The organism is Roseovarius carneus, assembly GCF_020141465.1.
Taxonomy (GTDB): Bacteria; Pseudomonadota; Alphaproteobacteria; order Rhodobacterales; family Rhodobacteraceae; genus Roseovarius; species Roseovarius carneus.
Map to the genome: position 1 here is coordinate 135,570 of NZ_JAHSPD010000001.1, position 15,045 is coordinate 150,614.

Consider the following 15,045-nt stretch of genomic DNA (forward strand, 5'->3'; position numbering starts at 1 on the left):
CCGAGGCTATGTGTCGGGCGGGAATGATAACCCGTCCCTTTGATATAGGGCCCCGAAGGTCCCCGGCGTGTTTCGCTCATATGAACGAAAGCGAAACCCCGGACGAATCCGGGGCTACGCAGATAGGGTCGTTTAGTAAAGACCGGCGGGAGGGTCAAGCGCTGATGGCGGCTGGACACCGTGGGCGTGCGTCATGCCTGACCCTGTGGGGCGGGATGTTGCGCAGGGGCAGACACAAGCCGGAATCACGCGCTGTGTGCTATCCGCGCCCACCGATGCCCGCAGCCGCCGGTGCAGCGCCCCGTGCACCATCTTGTGCACCACCCCACGACGGTTCGGACGCAGCCCCATCCTTGCGCAACTCGATATCATAGGAGACATGACAGGACCGACCCCGTCCTTTGGCCGCATAAAGCGCGATGTCGGCTTCTTCCATCATTCGGTCAACGTCGAGATGAGCGGAGGCGCACGACAGAGCCGACCCCGCGCTGGCCGAAATCCGGCACATATGATCCCCAAACGGGATCGGCTCACCGATCCGCGCAATCAGCCGCTGGCAGATCTGATGCACGCGGTCTGGCGCTGTCAGCCGCGACAGGATTAGCACGAACTCATCGCCACCGACACGCGCCACGATATCCTCGCCGCGTGTTTCATCCACCATGATTTGCGCCACCTCACGCAGGACATGATCCCCCGCCGCATGGCCCAACGTGTCATTCACAGCCTTGAAGAAATCGAGATCCATATGGATAAGCGCAAACTCCTGCTCGGACTCGATGGTTCGGCCCAGAAGATAATCGAGCGCCCTGCGGTTCTTGAGGCCCGTGAGAGTGTCGGTATAGGCCTTTTCCTCAGCGTCGATCATAGCCCCCTTGAGCCGGAGATTGAGCATCCGCGAGGCCTCCATCGCAGCCGTCTTGGCCTCCACCAGATAGAGCATTTCAATGGTGAGATCGGTCGCCGCGAAGTCCGAGCTGGTCAATGCATAATCGCGCACCGCATCCACCACCGAGATGCCGAAGGACAGGTTGATCATCGCACCGCCTTTTGGCCCTAAAGAGCCATCTTCGGGCAGCGGCATGAGGATGCCCTTGAGGTCCGTGCGCTTTCCGCCACGCCTTTGCAGATGCAGTTTGTTGCCCGCAGTGGCCAAAAGCGTGGCCATGGATCCATCGCCGCGGGGCCGCTTGATCTCAAATAGCTCCGTGAACCGGGTGCCGACCGCGCCTGCCCCGCAGAGTTTCCGCATTGTAGGCCCGGTATGGGTGATGCGCCCCGCCGCATCGAGAATAACGTGCATGGGGCAAAGACAATCCAGCATCGCCGCCATGTATTTTGCGCTCTCGCTCATCATCCCGCCCCCGCTCCCAGATCAAATGCGCGCCCGGTGGCATGGGCCTTGGCAAGCAGGCGGATCTCAACGCTCTCCACACCCTCGCAACCGCCCTGCTGCTCCAACATCACAAGCGCGCCGTAATCATCAGCCAATGCACGCAAGAGCCCCACGAGAACATGGCCAAACCCCGGCAGATTTCCCCGGCAGGTCAGCGTGTAAAGCTCAGGGCCGTGCTCGCGCAGCTCCATCTCGGGGAGCACCAGATCACCAACGGCCAGACGCGCGCGCGCGGGCAGGTCATCCAAAGAGTGCAGAAATTCGTGAAAGTCTTCACCGCCAAATCGCAGCAGACGCCGCAGCCCTTCGACCTTGGGGTGCGACACCAAATAGGTTCCGATATCTTCCAAAATTCCCGGCAATGGACGATCAAGCGCCGTTTCGGCGGCGGCAAGCACATCTTGGGTCAACGCCGCGTCATAGGTCAGCATGGATTCGAACTCGGTGAAATCGAGCCCGGCAAGCCGCGTCACACGCCCCCATGTGTCGCGCCCATAGGTGTCACGAATAAATCGCTCAATGGCCCGGTTAATCAACCCGTGCATATCCAACTCCGCAAAATGCAATACGGCAGGTATCGTGCAGCCCGGTTAATATTCAGCAAACAGCGTCAATTGCGCGGAAAAATCTGCATCTCTCCTAGGTCCAACACATTGCGCGGAACAGGGATGATCTGAAAGTCGCCCTCAAGAATCTGCATCATCTCGGCCCGCCCCAAGCGCGGCGAAAGCCCGTCTGCCGTTATCACGCGCCCAATGCGCATAAGTGCGCCCTCATGCAGCTCGTAGGCCGTTACCTGCACAATGTCGCCACCCTGATAGTAAAGGCCGATCACCCCCTGCACCGGGGTCAGCGGCTCAAATCCCGCGATCACCAGAACGCAGCCCGGAAAGCCCCCCAGCAGGCTTCGCTTGCAGGCCGCATCAATGCTGCGCTGCTCAAATGCGCTGAGCCTACCGAATGCCCCCTCCGGCAGGACCGCGCCCGCAGGTCGCAACGGCACGGTTCCGTCCAGCATAGGCACGTCCTCGGCCTGCACCGTTTGGCTGAATTCCCAACTGTTGGCAGCGGTTCGGGCGCTGTCGATCCGTGCCGCAAGCTCTGTGTTTCCAGACGCTTCAGCAAAGCCCGCCACCCGGTCCAGTCCCCGCCGCCCCGGTTTGCCCCAGTCATGGGCCATCTCCCACAGGGCCAGTTCCTCGGGCGGCAAACCGGCTTCGGCGCGCGCGACCTGACTGGCGGTGGACATGCGCTCGGCGTTGATCACGGGCGTCATCCACAGGGCTGCGAGGGTGACAACCGCCATCGCCTTGTAACGGTTCACCGCCCGTATCCGCCCGCGCCAATCACCGCGCATCGCAACCGACACCGCAAAGGCCAGCGCATAGCTCAGCACCACAAACGCGCCCAGCATCGCGGCCACCCGCTGTGGTGTCAGCCCATATTGGTCCACCCGCAGCCACACGGCATAAAGCGCGAGGGCAGCAGGCACCGTGATCAGAATGCTCAGCGCCTGTGTGGCAAAGAGCATGCCCGCGCCCTGCGCCGACATCTCGTCATCGCGGCCAATCGCCGTGGTGATCAGCGTGATGGACGCAATCGCGACCCCCGCCATCATCGTCGCCACTGAGAATTGCCCAAAGAGATCACCGAGCCCGCGCAGCGGAAGGGCCACAATAAAGACCACCACAACGACTAGAACCACGGGCACAAGCACCCGGAAAAGCTGGATCAACAAAAACGGCGAGATGTAATCACTGAGTTCATGAACGATGGCCAGACCAAGCCCCAGAACCAGCCCGGTAAAGATGTAGGGCACCACCTCAATCTCGATCAATGTCTCGATCACATGCACGCCAACAAGGCCTAAAAGTGCGTCAGATGCCATCGCGACACCCCATGCCACCCCGGCAAAAAGCCAAGCGGCGGCGTAGCGCACCACGATATTCCATGAGGTATCAAAGAGCCGCGCGTAATCGCGCCAGCCCCCCTGCGTGGCCATACCAGCCGCCACAAACGGCACCGCAATAAAGAGCCCAGCACCCAGCGCCAGAAGCCCCTCGGAATGGTCGAAAAACGCGTCCATATTCTCGAACCGGTAACTGGCCCAGAGGAAAAGCGCCGCCGACGGCACCGCAAGCCCCGCCGCACCCAAGCTTGCAGGCACAGGGCGCTCAGGGCCAATGAGGGCGAGAAGCACGCCAAAGAACACAAAACCAAGCGTCAGCAGAAATACCAAGGCGCGCGTATTATCTACGAGATCGGGCAGCACCTCGGCCATGCCCCAAACGGCCAGGCCCGACAGGGCGCCGATCGCCGCAAGCGACAGGCGCGTGGCCACGCTTTGCATCTCTTGGCTCATCTCCGGTGGCTCCTTTTCTGGCGTATCTGCGTGGCCACCCTAACGCACCGGGCGGCGCGCGCAACGCAGATACGCTTGCCAGAGCGCGCGCGTCTTGCTACGTCTAACGCATCCGTTGGGGTGCTGTGAGCGATCATGGCTGAGAGGCATTGGCCAACCCACCGAACCTGATCCGGTCAGTACCGGCGTAGGGAACGGAGCAAAGCCTGAGGCGCACCCGCGCGCGGCTTGCCTTGTCCTTATGCCATTGCTGATCTCCACCCAAGCCGGGGCATAGCCCCCGCATCCGGAGACATACTCATGCGCCTCGCCGCCCTCGCTGCCGCCCTTCTCATCGCCGGCCCTGCCGCCGCCCAAGACAAGATGACCGTCCTGCTGGACTGGTTCATCAACCCAAACCATGGGCCTCTGATCATCGCGCAGGAGCGTGGACTTTTTGCGGATGCGGGCCTTGAGGTCGAGATTATCGCCCCCGCCGACCCTTCCGCGCCGCCCAAGATGGTCGCGGCCGGGCAGGCCGACCTCGCCATCTCATATCAGCCGCAATTGCACCTTCAGGTGGCCGAGGGTCTGCCGCTCATTCGCGTGGGCACGCTGATCGCCAGCCCGCTCAACTGCCTTTTGGTGCTGGAGGATGGCCCGGTAAAATCCATCGCCGACCTGAAAGGCGGCAAAATCGGGTTTTCCGTGGCGGGGGTTGAGGAAGCGCTGCTTGTGTCCATCCTCGCGCAAGAGGGCATGACTTTGGATGATATCGAGTTGGTCAATGTCAACTGGTCGCTCAGCCCAGCGCTGATGTCTGGGCAGGTGGATGCGGTGCTGGGCGCCTACCGGAATTTCGAGTTGAACCAGATGGATATCGAAGGTGTCGCGGGAAAGTGCTTCTTCGTCGAGGAGCAAGGCGTGCCGCCCTATGACGAGCTGATCTATGTGGCCAATTCCGAGACGCTGAACCCCGAGATGCTCAAACGCTTTTTGCGCGCCACGGAGCTTGCCACGCAATACATCGTCAACCACCCCGAGGAAAGCTGGGACATTTTCCGCGCAACCTCGGCCGAGCTGGATGATGAGCTGAACAAGCGCGCGTGGCGCGACACCCTGCCCCGCTTCGCGCTGCGCCCTGCGGGTTTGGATGCCGCGCGCTATGCAGGCTATGAGGCGTTCTTGTCGGAGGCGGGTCTGATCGAGGGCATCCGCCCCGTGTCGTCTCTGGCGATTGATCTGGGTGCTGAGTGATGGTGGACTACGGCAAAACCTTCGCGCTTTGGCGCGCCGAGCACTCGGGCGCGTGGCGCGCCTATACCCATCACCGCTTTGTCGAAGGGCTGAAAGATGGCACCCTGCCGCGTGAGGCGTATCTGACATATCTGGTGCAGGACTATATCTTCCTCATCCACTTTTCGCGCGCATGGGCGCTGGCCGTGACCAAGGCCGAAACGCCTGAGGAAATGCGCCTCGCCGCGCGCACGGTGACCTCCCTTCTGGACGAGGAGCTTGGCCTCCATATCCAGACCTGCGCCGCCGAAGGGTTGAGCGAAGCTGATCTTTTTGCAGCCCGTGAGCATACGCACAACATCGCCTATACCCGTTATGTTCTGGATGCGGGCCATTCGGGCGATCTTCTGGACCTTTTGGCCGCCCTTGCGCCTTGCGTTCTGGGCTATGGCGAGATCGGTGCGCGGCTGGCGCGGGAGAAATCGGCCACCACGCCCTATGCAGACTGGATCGAGACCTATGCAGGTGACGACACGCAAACCCTCTGCCGTGATGTGGGCGCGTTGATTGATGGCGCAGTGGCCCGCCGCCTTGGGTCTGATCCGCAAGGTAGTCCCCGCTGGGCGGCCCTGTCGGCGCGGTTCGAGACCGCGACCCGGCTTGAGGCGGGCTTCTGGGCGATGAACCTGCCGAAATGAACGCACCGGGGCTCAATATCCGGGCCAGCGCCCGTATCGGCGAGACGCAGATCTTGCCAGCGCTTGACCTGCAAGTGGCGGGCGGCGCGTGGACCTGCCTTCTGGGCGCGTCCGGCGTGGGCAAATCCACCCTTCTGCGCCTGATTGCGGGGGTGGCGGACGGCGTGACGCTGGATGGGAGCATCACAGCCACGGATGCAACCTCGCTCAAAGGCCGCATCGCGATGATGGCCCAAAGCGATCTTTTGATGCCGTGGCTGACCATCACGCAGAACGTCACACTCGGGGCGCGGCTGCGCGGCACGGCCCCCGATGCGCCCCGCGCAGAGGCGCTGCTGGAGCAAGTGGGTCTTGCAGAGCACGCGGGCAAGCGGCCCGAGGCCCTCTCGGGCGGGCAGCGCCAGCGCGCCGCCCTCGCCCGCACATTGATGGAGGACCGGCCTCTTGTCTTGCTGGATGAGCCCTTCTCGGCGCTTGATGCGCGCACCCGCGCGCAGGTGCAGGACCTGACGGCGGATCTCCTCAAGGGGCGCACCGTGCTGATGGTCACCCATGATCCGGCCGAGGCGGCAAGGCTGGCCGATCACATCACCATCCTGACCGAAGAGTGCCATAACACCTGGCCCGCGCCATCAGGTACAGCCCCACGCCCCGTGGATGATCCCGCGATGCTAAACACCACAGGCGCGCTTCTTGCGCGGCTGCGCGCCGCATGAAGACCGCGATCACAGCACTGGCCTCAACCGCCCTCGCCCTCGCCCTCTGGCAGGTGCTGATCTGGATCACGGGTGTTCCAAATTTCATCCTGCCAAGCCCCTTGCGCGTGCTCCAAACGATGGCCGAGAGCCGCGCTCTTCTGGCCACGCATTTTGTGACCACGGCTTCCGAAATTCTCATCGGCCTCGCGCTCGGCGCGCTTCTGGGGGGTCTCACCGCCATCGGGCTAGCCGCTTCGCCCATCGCGCGGCAACTGGTGCGGCCCATGCTGGTCTTCAGCCAAGCGGTGCCGGTCTTTGCCCTCGCGCCGATCCTGACACTCTGGTTCGGCTATGGCATGGGGTCCAAGATCCTGATGGCACTTTTGATCATCTACTTCCCCATCACCTCGGCGTTTTTTGACGCGCTGATGCGCACGCCGCAGGGCTGGATCGACATGGCGCGGGTCATGGGCGCGTCAGATGCGCGGATCATGCGGATGATCCGCATTCCAGCCGCCCTGCCCGGCCTTGCCTCAGGGCTGAGGCTTGGGGCTGTTTATGCGCCGATCGGCGCCATAATCGGCGAGTGGGTGGGCGCATCAAAAGGGCTGGGCTACCTTATGCTGCTGGCGAACGGGCGGGCCAAGACGGATCTGATGTTTGCCGCGCTGATCGTGCTGGCAGTGTTTACCGTGCTCCTGCATGCTGCCGTGGATCGGGCCTGCCGCGCCAGTTTGGACCGCACGCGGGAGGGCGGAGGTGTTTGAGTATTTTTGCTAAGAAGAAGGTGGGGCAGGACTGGTTCAGAAATCCGTGGGTGCGCCGCCTTCTGATTTCCGCCGCTCGACAAAAGCGGCAAGTTCCTCGCGGATTGCCACGCCCATTGGGGGCGGCTCAAAGCTTGCGATGATATCCTGAAACGTCTGGTGCGCGCGCGCGGCGGTCCATGTGGCGCCTGCGATTTCCCACGCCTCGAAATTGCGCCAATCGCTGAGGAAGGGCTGGTAGAAGGCGGTGGTGTAGCGGTCTTGGGTGTGCTGAATACCAAAGAAATGGCCTTGGTCGCCCACTTCGCGGATCGCCTCGATGGCGATCTCATCCGGGCCGGTCTGGGTCAGCATCGGGTCCATGTAGCGCTGAATATGCTGGAGGATTTCGCAGTCCATTATGAATTTCTCAGGGCTGGCGATCAGCCCGCCTTCGAGCCACCCAGCAGCGTGATAGATCATATGCGCCCCGGCCTGCACCCCGGACCACAGGCTATTGGAGGTCTCCCACATCGCCTGCCCATCAGGCACGTTGGCCGCGCAAACGCCGCTTGCGCGCATTGGCAGTTTGTAGAACCGCGCCAGCTGCCCGGTCATTTGCGTGGCGCGCATGTATTCGGGCGTGCCAAAGGCGGGCGCGCCGGATTTCATATCCACGTTGGAGGTGAACGTGCCAATCACGCAGCAGGCACCGGGACGCACCAACTGAGCCAGCACCACGGCGATCAGACCCTCGGCCAGCGATTGCGCCACAGCCCCCGACATGGTCACGGGCGCCATGGCCCCCGCGAGGGTGAAGGGCGTGACCACAAGGCCCTGATTGCGCCGCGCCAGACGCATCCAGCCGTCCAGCATCGGATAGTCATGCTTGAGCGGGGAGGTGGAATTGATGTTGGAATACATATGCGGGCGGGCTTCAAACTCCGCATCTGTGAGGCCACCTGCGATGCGCACCATTTCCATCACATCCTCGACCCGTTCCTTGCCGAGGCAATAGGCGTGGGTCACCTTGTCGGTCAGGGTCAGCTTGTCATAGAGCACATCCAAGTGGCGCACGCTGGCGTGAATGTCCTGAGGCTCCACCGGGTAGCCGCCAACGAAGTGGATGCAATTGAAATACTGGCTGAGCTTCAGGAGGTTCGCGCACATTTCGCGCGTGCCGGTCACCTTCTTGCCGATCTTCATGTCCCAGTAACTGGGCGGAGAGGAGACGTTGCCGAAGTTGATATGCTTGCCGCCGATGGTCAGCTTGCGCGCGGGGTTGCGCGGGGTGATCGTGAATTCTTCGGGGGCCAGCGCGATCTGCTCCATCACGAAATCGCGGCCCATGCGGACATTCTCGCCATTGATCGTGCAGCCGCCGCTGGCGCGGAAAATCTCAAGCGCCTCGGGGTTCAGGATCGTGATCCCGATCTCCTCAAGGATGCGCATGGCCCCTTCGTGAATGGCGAGGACACCCTCCTCGCCCAGAGGCTCGATAGGGCGGTCGATGTTGAGTGGCGGCGAAAAGGGCATCTGCTCGATCACAGCCGAGCCGCGGCGGTCCGCAGCGCCTGCGCGGCCGCCACCACGGCGGCGTTTTTTGGTCTCGTCGGTCATGGCGCTGTCTCTCCTTTGGGTGCTTGAGGATCAAACAATCACAGAAGGCACGCCGGTAGGTGTCCACTTTGCGACAGCATGTGTCGCTTTTGCAGTGCGCCTTGTCGGTTCAGTCGGTCGGGGCCGTCCTTCGCCGCGTCCGCAGCAAGTAGATCGCAAGGCTGCCCACCACGATTGCGCCGCCCGCCAACATCGCGGCCGTAATCGGCTCCCCAAGCGCCAGCCACACCCAAAACGGCCCAAGCACCGTTTCCAGCAGCAAAAGCAGGCTCACATTGGCCGCAGGCGTGTGGCGCGCCGCCAATGACAGCGCGAAAAACGAGAGCGGCAAGACCACCGATCCGGTCAGAAGCATGGCCCAAACTTCGCCGTCCCACATAGCGGCGGGCCCCTGCACGGCCCAACCCGCAGCGCCCGCGATCCACGCGCCCACGCCGATCAGTAAAAGGATCGGCAGATGGGTTTGCGCCCGCAGCATGGTGAAGTTGAGTGCCAACGCCGCCGCCACACCGAGCCCCGCCAACGTCCCGAACACCGTGGCCGCGCTCAAGGCCCCCGTCTCATGGCCCCCCGTCACAGCCAGCACGATGCCAACTGAAACCGCCGCAATGGTGATCCATGTGGCGCGGCCCGTCCGCTCCCCCATCAGGGCAAGGCCGAAAAGCGCCGAGAAAACCGGCACCGTGGCCACGCCCAAAAGGACAATCGCCACCGGCGCGATGGCGATGCCGATGCAAAAAAGCGCGGCGTTCACAGAATGGCACAGCGTCACCACCATCCCGGTGCGCGAGCGCAACGCCGCCAGATCGGCGCCGCGGTCAGAGCTGGTCAACGCCCAGAGCGCCACCAGAACCGAGCCCATGACAAGGCCACGCCAGCCCATCATCGCCGCACCGTCCATCCCCGACAGGCGCATCAAGAGCGCGTCCGGTGTCAGAACAACCGCGCCAAAGGTGGCCAGCCCAAGGCCGAAGGCACTGCCGCGCTTCACCTCTGTAGCCATTGAGGAATATGCCCGATATCTGGCAAAACAACATCGGCGAAAGGGTCCAGAACCTCGCGCGGTGCCACCCCCGTTAGAACCCCCACCGTGCCCATCCGCGCGGCGCGGCCCGCCATCAGATCATGGGTGCTGTCGCCCACCATGACGCAGGCCTCGGGGTCAAGACCCACGCTGCGCGCAAAGGCCAACAAAGGCGCGGGTGCGGGTTTGCCGCCAAAGCCCGAATCAAAGCCCGCGACGAAATCGAACCGCTCCAGCACGCCCGCGCTGGTCAGATGCGCGCGCGCGCCGTATTCGCTGTCATTTGTCATCACGCCCAGTTTCAGACCCCTTGCCTTCAGATCATCGAGGAAGGGCGCCAAATCCACCGCAGGGGCCAGCGGGGCGTGGGCCGCAGAGAGCATCATCTCTTCTTCTATCATGTCCACCGACACACCCGGCAAGGCCGAGGCAATGGCCTCTGCCCCCTCGCGGTTGGTGGCCGCAATAATAGGGCTGTCGGGGTGAAAGGCGCGGGTCGCCAGATCAAACTGCACCGCTTCGGCAATCCGGGTGGGCGGCACATCATGCGCATCGGCCAAGGATTGGATGAGATCGCTGGTCCAGACATTCCAGGTGGTGTGAAAATCAAAGAGCGTGCCGTCCTTGTCGAACACGATCCCCTCAATGTGCCGGGTGTTTCTCATGTCCAATGCACCTGCTCCCCGCCCGGCAATGCGCCGCGCGCTTCCCCTATGGCCGTGCCCGGGATGTTCAACGCATCGGCGCACTCAATCACCCAAGCATCGTTCATTAACAAAAACTCAAGCACCGCGCCGAGAAAGGCCGGATCGCCCGCTCCGGCGCGCACATCGGCCTCAGAGACGCCGCTTGATCCCATAAACGTCTGTAAAAGATCATCATTTCCCACAAGCCATGCCAAGGCGCGCAGACCTAGCGTCTCGGCGGATTCCTGCGACTGCCCCATCACGACCTCGTTTCTGGAAAGGTTTTGTTAACTTCTTAAAGGGATAGTTAATGCAGCGGAAAGGGCAAGTCTGAAAGGCGGGGGCCATGTCAGGGAATATCTTGATCGTTGATACGGTCGCAACCAACCGGATCGTGCTGAAGGTAAAACTTTCAGCGGCGTATTTCGATGTGGCACAAGCCCGTTCCGGTGCCGAGGCGTTGGAGGCCATCCGCAGAGACCGACCTGATATGATCGTGGCCAACGCCAAGCTGTCCGACATGGGTGCAGAGGACTTTATCACCCGCGTGCGGGCTCGGCCTGATCTGGCGGTGATCCCTATCGTGCTGATCCTGCCTGAGGAGTGCCGCGCCGGACGCGTGGCCTGCCTTCTGGCGGGGGCGGATGACGTGATCGCGCAACCCATCAACGAACGGATGCTGCTTGCACGGATGCGCGGCCTGCTGCGCCAGCACCATACGCTTCAGGATATGCGGATGAGCGCGGGGCCCGATTGCGCTTCGGGCTTTTCCGAGGCGCAGGGCGGTTTCCAGACCCCCGGCGAAATTGCGCTTCTGAGCGTGGACAAAGGCGATGCTACGAGCTTGCGTGCGCGGCTTCAAGCCACCTGTCGCGACAAGATCACCGTGATGGAAACCGCCCGCGCGCTCACCAATTCCGGTGCAGTGCGCGGGCCGGATGTGGTGGTCCTCCTCAGCATGCCCGGCGCGGATGACACTGTGACAAAGCTGATGGCAGAGCTTCGTGCTGCACCTCATATGCGCCATAGCCGTATTGTGGCCGTGGTGCAGGATGATGCGGGGCCACTGGCGGCGACCCTCTTGGATATGGGTGTTGATGACGTGATGACCGGTGCACTGCACCTGCCTGAGCTCACCTTGCGGCTGCAAAACCAGATGCGGCGCAAAAAGGCGATAGAGGGTTTGCGCAACCGTCTGCATGACGGGCTCCGAGCCGCGATGATTGATCCGCTCACGGGACTTTACAATCGTCGCTTCGCCCTGCCCTTCCTCACTGAGCTTGCGCGAGGTCAGCAGGGGCAGGGCAGGGCATTTGCCGTCATGGTAGCCGACTTGGACCATTTCAAACGCGTCAATGACGATCACGGCCACGCGGCGGGCGACAAGGTTCTGGTGCATGTGGCGGATCTCTTGCGCCGGGGCCTGCGCGAGAATGACCTCATTGCGCGGATCGGCGGGGAGGAGTTTCTCATCGTGATGCCGGATACCTCTGCGCAAACCGCGCGCGATACCGCCAGCCGGCTCTGCCGTGATGTGGCCGCCGGGACGGTGCACGTTCCGGGCGGCGCGCCTGAGCTTGGCGTGACCGTCAGCATCGGCGTCGCGATGGGGTTCAGCGACAAGCACGGCCAAACAGATGCAGAGGCGCTGATCGAGCAGGCCGACCGCGCGCTTTATGGCTCCAAGGCGTGCGGCCGCAACACCGTCACCGTTTGCGCCCGCCCCGCCGCCTGAGCCCTGCGGCCTTCAAGCAGGCGATTGCGTCGAGGGGCTGCCACCTCGCCGAATGCATCACCGGCGCACCCATGCCAGACATCGCGCGACACCCTGCCCCCTTTTCATTTCCCGCACCAAAGCAGATGGTAGCCGGTATCAAGCCCGGAGCATCACATGCAAAAAACAGCCCCCCAAGCGGACAACCCTACCACCGCCGCAGAACGCGCCCTTTGGCCCGCGCTGCGCCGTGGATTTCGCAGCAAATGCCCCAATTGTGGCTCCGGCCCCCTGCTCAAAAGCTATCTCAAGATCCGCGACACCTGCACCGTCTGCCGTCAGGATTTCAGCGGACACCGCGCAGATGACGGCCCGGCCTATCTGACCATTTTGATCGTCGGGCACCTGATGGCTCCGCTGCTGCACATCGCCTTCGTACAGTTCCGGCCCGAACCTTTGGTCCTCTTTGCGGTATTTGCGCTTGGCTGTGTCACCCTCTCCCTCTACCTTCTGCCAAGATTGAAAGGCGCTATCGTGGCCTTTCAATGGGCGCGGCAGATGCACGGATTTGGGGATGGCGACTGATCCAGCACCGACAGAAGGGATGGCCATGACACTCGACAAGACGCAGATTCGCGATGCAGCCACAGTGATCGTTTTGCGCCGCGATGCGGGTGGCGCGCGCGTTTTGATGGGGCAGCGCGGTGCGCAAGCCGCTTTCATGCCAAGCAAATTTGTCTTCCCCGGAGGCACGGTGGACGCAGGCGACGCGGAGATTTCCTTGGCCAGCCCCCTGCCCGATCTATGCGCCGCGCGCCTGACCGAGGATTGCACCAGCGACCTCAGCCATGCACTGGCCGTGGCAACAATACGCGAGCTTTGGGAGGAGACCGGCCTTATCTTGGGCCGCGCGGGGACGTGGTCTGGCGATATCCCCGAAGACTGGCGCAGCTATGCCGCAACCGGCCATGTGCCCAGCGCCAAGCCGTTGCAATTCGTCTTCCGCGCGATCACCCCGCCGGGGCGCCCGCGCCGCTTTGATGCGCGGTTCTTTTTGGTCGAAGCCGAGCATCTGATGAGCGACCTCGATGATTTCAGCGCCGCGAGCGAGGAACTGTCTCATCTGCAATGGGTGCCCTTGGCCGAGATGCGCCGCGTGGACCTGCCCTTCATCACCGAGGTGGTTCTGGCCGAGATCGCGGCGCGGGTGGATGACCCAAACCCGCCTGCTTCGGTGCCGTTTTACCGCAATGACGATGAGGCAAGCCTTTTTCTACGCCTCAAGGGCCGCAGCCCATCCGCTGTGGACTGACAACTTAGTCTGGGGGACAGAGCGGATACGGCACAGGGTCTTTCGCGCGTAGGAAATACCGCCGGAAAATGTCGCCATAGGATCGGTCGTGATCGCCGTCATTGCGCGTCATGTAACGCGCGCGGTTTTGCGCAACATATCCGGCAGCGCGTACCATGCGACTTTGGGATGCATATGGTGGACCACGTGGTAATTATTGTTGAGAAACAAAAGCGCTAGCGGACCGCGACCCTCGATCACCACGGTGCGACCGCTGGATCGGTCATGCGCGCTATTCTCCAGAAAGGTGCGGATCTTCAGCACTGAAAGCCCGAGATAGGCCGCGATGACATAGGCCCAAAGCGGCATTGGCGCAGCCCAGACCAGTACCAAACCACACAGACCGCTGGAATATGCGCGAGCCGCGCCAGTCACAATATTCGAGCCCCTGCTGGCAGCTCTCTATATTGAGCGCAATTAAAGCGTGTCGCGTTCAATTGAATCCAGTTAAACGCGATACGCTCTAGACGGCATTTCGCGACACCGAGCGCGTGCAGGCCCTGACCCGGCATTTCGACCACCTTCTGCGCGAAGCCACAGTTTCGGCCTGCGAGGTGCCAGATATGCTGCGCGATTTGGAAGCGCACCTGTCGCAGGATGGGGAAAACCGCCCGTAATGACGAAAACCTCAAAAACCGCATCCATTTGCAAAAAAACTGCGTATAAGAAGACAAAATCATATGAGGCAGATCACATGGCCCGAATACGCGCCCTGACCGCTATCACCGCAGCTTCAATCGGCCTTGCAGGTGCCGGATGGGCGCAAACCTTCCCCGAGCAATCGCGCACCGACCAAGGTTGGAACGTCCGTTTGGATTTCGGGCTTCTGGCCGCGCCAAAATACTATGGCGATGACGAGTATCAGATCAGCGCCCTGCCCGGTGTGCGGATCAGCTACAGCGATATCCTCTTTGCGTCGATCAATGAGGGAATCGGTTTCAACCTGATCCGCACGGGTGCGCTGCGCGCGGGCCCGATCCTGCGCTATGATTTTGGCCGCGATCAAGATGGTGACAGCATGTTCCGCATCTCGGGCGGCGGCACGAACGATCTGTTGGGCCTTGGCGATGTGGATGGCACAGTCGAACTTGGCGGGTTCGTCGAGTATAGCGCGAACCAGTTTGAGGCCTATCTGGAGGTGCGCAATGGGCTTGGCGGTGGACATGACGGGATGATCGGCGCGGCGCGGTTTGACTACAAAACCACGCTTACCGGCTTCGGCCCACCTGCGTTTTTCGCCGTGGGGCCGACGATCAGCTTCGCAAGCTCCGACTACAACGGCGCATTTTTCGACGTGAACGCGGCGCAATCGGCGGCCTCGGGCCTTGCTGTCTACAATGCTGGCGGCGGCATCAATTCTTATGGGCTGAGTGCGTCGCTGACGATCCCGGTCAGCCAAACCGCAGCGATCACGGCCATTGCGGGCTATGACGTGCTGTCGGGCGATGTGGGAGATTCGTCGCTGGTCCAACAACGCGGATCGCGCAGCCAAGGGCGCTTCGGCCTCTTTACTGGTTTCCAGTTTTGAGTTTGAG

The 15,045-nt window shown here is 62.3% G+C and carries 17 protein-coding genes and 1 riboswitch; of the genes, 9 read left to right on the forward strand and 8 right to left on the reverse strand.

Annotated elements, in window-relative coordinates:
• Positions 1-259 precede the first annotated feature (259 nt).
• The 3 genes from KUD11_RS00745 to KUD11_RS00755 all read right to left on the reverse strand — a co-directional run bounded on the left by KUD11_RS00745 (position 260) and on the right by KUD11_RS00755 (position 3,758).
• On the reverse strand, positions 260-1,354 hold the full coding sequence (locus KUD11_RS00745) for a GGDEF domain-containing protein (RefSeq protein WP_109388422.1): 1,095 nt from the start codon (positions 1,352-1,354) through the stop codon (positions 260-262).
• The gene (locus KUD11_RS00750; RefSeq protein ID WP_109387468.1) at positions 1,354-1,941 is read right to left on the reverse strand and encodes a heme NO-binding domain-containing protein; all 588 of its coding nucleotides are present in this window, start codon (positions 1,939-1,941) and stop codon (positions 1,354-1,356) included. The genes KUD11_RS00745 and KUD11_RS00750 overlap by 1 nt, the downstream gene beginning before the upstream one ends.
• A 65-nt stretch (positions 1,942-2,006) precedes the next feature.
• Positions 2,007-3,758, reverse strand: a complete 1,752-nt coding sequence (locus KUD11_RS00755) for a DUF4153 domain-containing protein (RefSeq protein ID WP_109387466.1) — start codon at positions 3,756-3,758, stop codon at positions 2,007-2,009.
• A 106-nt stretch (positions 3,759-3,864) separates the two neighbouring features.
• A riboswitch (TPP riboswitch) is annotated at positions 3,865-3,969 on the forward strand.
• Positions 3,970-4,058: 89 nt separating this feature from the next.
• Here KUD11_RS00755 and KUD11_RS00760 point away from each other — a divergent pair.
• Genes KUD11_RS00760 through KUD11_RS00775 form a run of 4 tightly spaced genes read left to right on the forward strand, consistent with a single transcriptional unit; the run spans position 4,059 to position 7,136 of the window.
• Positions 4,059-4,994 (forward strand): ABC transporter substrate-binding protein, encoded by a 936-nt coding sequence (locus KUD11_RS00760; protein WP_109387464.1) that lies wholly within the window; start codon positions 4,059-4,061, stop codon positions 4,992-4,994.
• Positions 4,994-5,671: a TenA family protein gene (locus KUD11_RS00765; RefSeq protein ID WP_181375332.1), complete on the forward strand. Its 678-nt coding sequence runs from the start codon at positions 4,994-4,996 to the stop codon at positions 5,669-5,671. The genes KUD11_RS00760 and KUD11_RS00765 overlap by 1 nt, the downstream gene beginning before the upstream one ends.
• Complete coding sequence (locus KUD11_RS00770) at positions 5,668-6,387, forward strand: ABC transporter ATP-binding protein (RefSeq protein WP_109387462.1); 720 nt, start codon at positions 5,668-5,670, stop codon at positions 6,385-6,387. Before KUD11_RS00765 ends, KUD11_RS00770 begins: the two co-directional genes overlap by 4 nt.
• A complete protein-coding gene (locus KUD11_RS00775; protein ID WP_109387460.1) occupies positions 6,384-7,136 on the forward strand; it encodes an ABC transporter permease in 753 nt (250 codons plus the stop codon). The genes KUD11_RS00770 and KUD11_RS00775 overlap by 4 nt, the downstream gene beginning before the upstream one ends.
• Before the next feature lie 36 nt (positions 7,137-7,172).
• Here KUD11_RS00775 and KUD11_RS00780 read toward each other — a convergent pair whose 3' ends face one another.
• From KUD11_RS00780 to KUD11_RS00795, 4 genes are all read right to left on the reverse strand, one after another.
• Positions 7,173-8,735: a trimethylamine methyltransferase family protein gene (locus KUD11_RS00780; RefSeq protein WP_109387458.1), complete on the reverse strand. Its 1,563-nt coding sequence runs from the start codon at positions 8,733-8,735 to the stop codon at positions 7,173-7,175.
• 109 nt (positions 8,736-8,844) lie between these two features.
• Complete coding sequence (locus tag KUD11_RS00785) at positions 8,845-9,738, reverse strand: DMT family transporter (RefSeq protein ID WP_224380121.1); 894 nt, start codon at positions 9,736-9,738, stop codon at positions 8,845-8,847.
• The gene (locus tag KUD11_RS00790; RefSeq protein WP_109387456.1) at positions 9,723-10,424 is read right to left on the reverse strand and encodes an HAD family hydrolase; all 702 of its coding nucleotides are present in this window, start codon (positions 10,422-10,424) and stop codon (positions 9,723-9,725) included. The genes KUD11_RS00785 and KUD11_RS00790 overlap by 16 nt, the downstream gene beginning before the upstream one ends.
• A complete protein-coding gene (locus KUD11_RS00795; RefSeq protein WP_109387454.1) occupies positions 10,421-10,705 on the reverse strand; it encodes a DUF3572 domain-containing protein in 285 nt (94 codons plus the stop codon). The genes KUD11_RS00790 and KUD11_RS00795 overlap by 4 nt, the downstream gene beginning before the upstream one ends.
• An 86-nt stretch (positions 10,706-10,791) precedes the next feature.
• Here KUD11_RS00795 and KUD11_RS00800 point away from each other — a divergent pair, with 86 nt between their 5' ends.
• From KUD11_RS00800 to KUD11_RS00810, 3 genes are all read left to right on the forward strand, one after another.
• Positions 10,792-12,180 (forward strand): diguanylate cyclase, encoded by a 1,389-nt coding sequence (locus KUD11_RS00800; RefSeq protein WP_109387452.1) that lies wholly within the window; start codon positions 10,792-10,794, stop codon positions 12,178-12,180.
• 156 nt (positions 12,181-12,336) lie between these two features.
• Positions 12,337-12,744, forward strand: coding sequence for a DUF983 domain-containing protein (locus KUD11_RS00805; RefSeq protein ID WP_109387450.1), 408 nt, complete (start codon positions 12,337-12,339; stop codon positions 12,742-12,744).
• On the forward strand, positions 12,734-13,471 hold the full coding sequence (locus KUD11_RS00810) for an NUDIX hydrolase (RefSeq protein WP_397545197.1): 738 nt from the start codon (positions 12,734-12,736) through the stop codon (positions 13,469-13,471). Before KUD11_RS00805 ends, KUD11_RS00810 begins: the two co-directional genes overlap by 11 nt.
• A gap of 108 nt (positions 13,472-13,579) precedes the next feature.
• Here the strand turns inward: KUD11_RS00810 and KUD11_RS00815 are convergent, their stop codons facing one another.
• Positions 13,580-13,885 (reverse strand): fatty acid desaturase, encoded by a 306-nt coding sequence (locus KUD11_RS00815; RefSeq protein ID WP_318010132.1) that lies wholly within the window; start codon positions 13,883-13,885, stop codon positions 13,580-13,582.
• Between the two features lie 116 nt (positions 13,886-14,001).
• Between KUD11_RS00815 and KUD11_RS15140 the strand changes: the two genes are divergently transcribed.
• Positions 14,002-14,127, forward strand: a complete 126-nt coding sequence (locus tag KUD11_RS15140; protein WP_258305396.1) for a hypothetical protein — start codon at positions 14,002-14,004, stop codon at positions 14,125-14,127.
• A 77-nt stretch (positions 14,128-14,204) separates the two neighbouring features.
• A complete protein-coding gene (locus KUD11_RS00820; RefSeq protein ID WP_181375331.1) occupies positions 14,205-15,038 on the forward strand; it encodes a MipA/OmpV family protein in 834 nt (277 codons plus the stop codon).
• Positions 15,039-15,045: the final 7 nt, after the last annotated feature.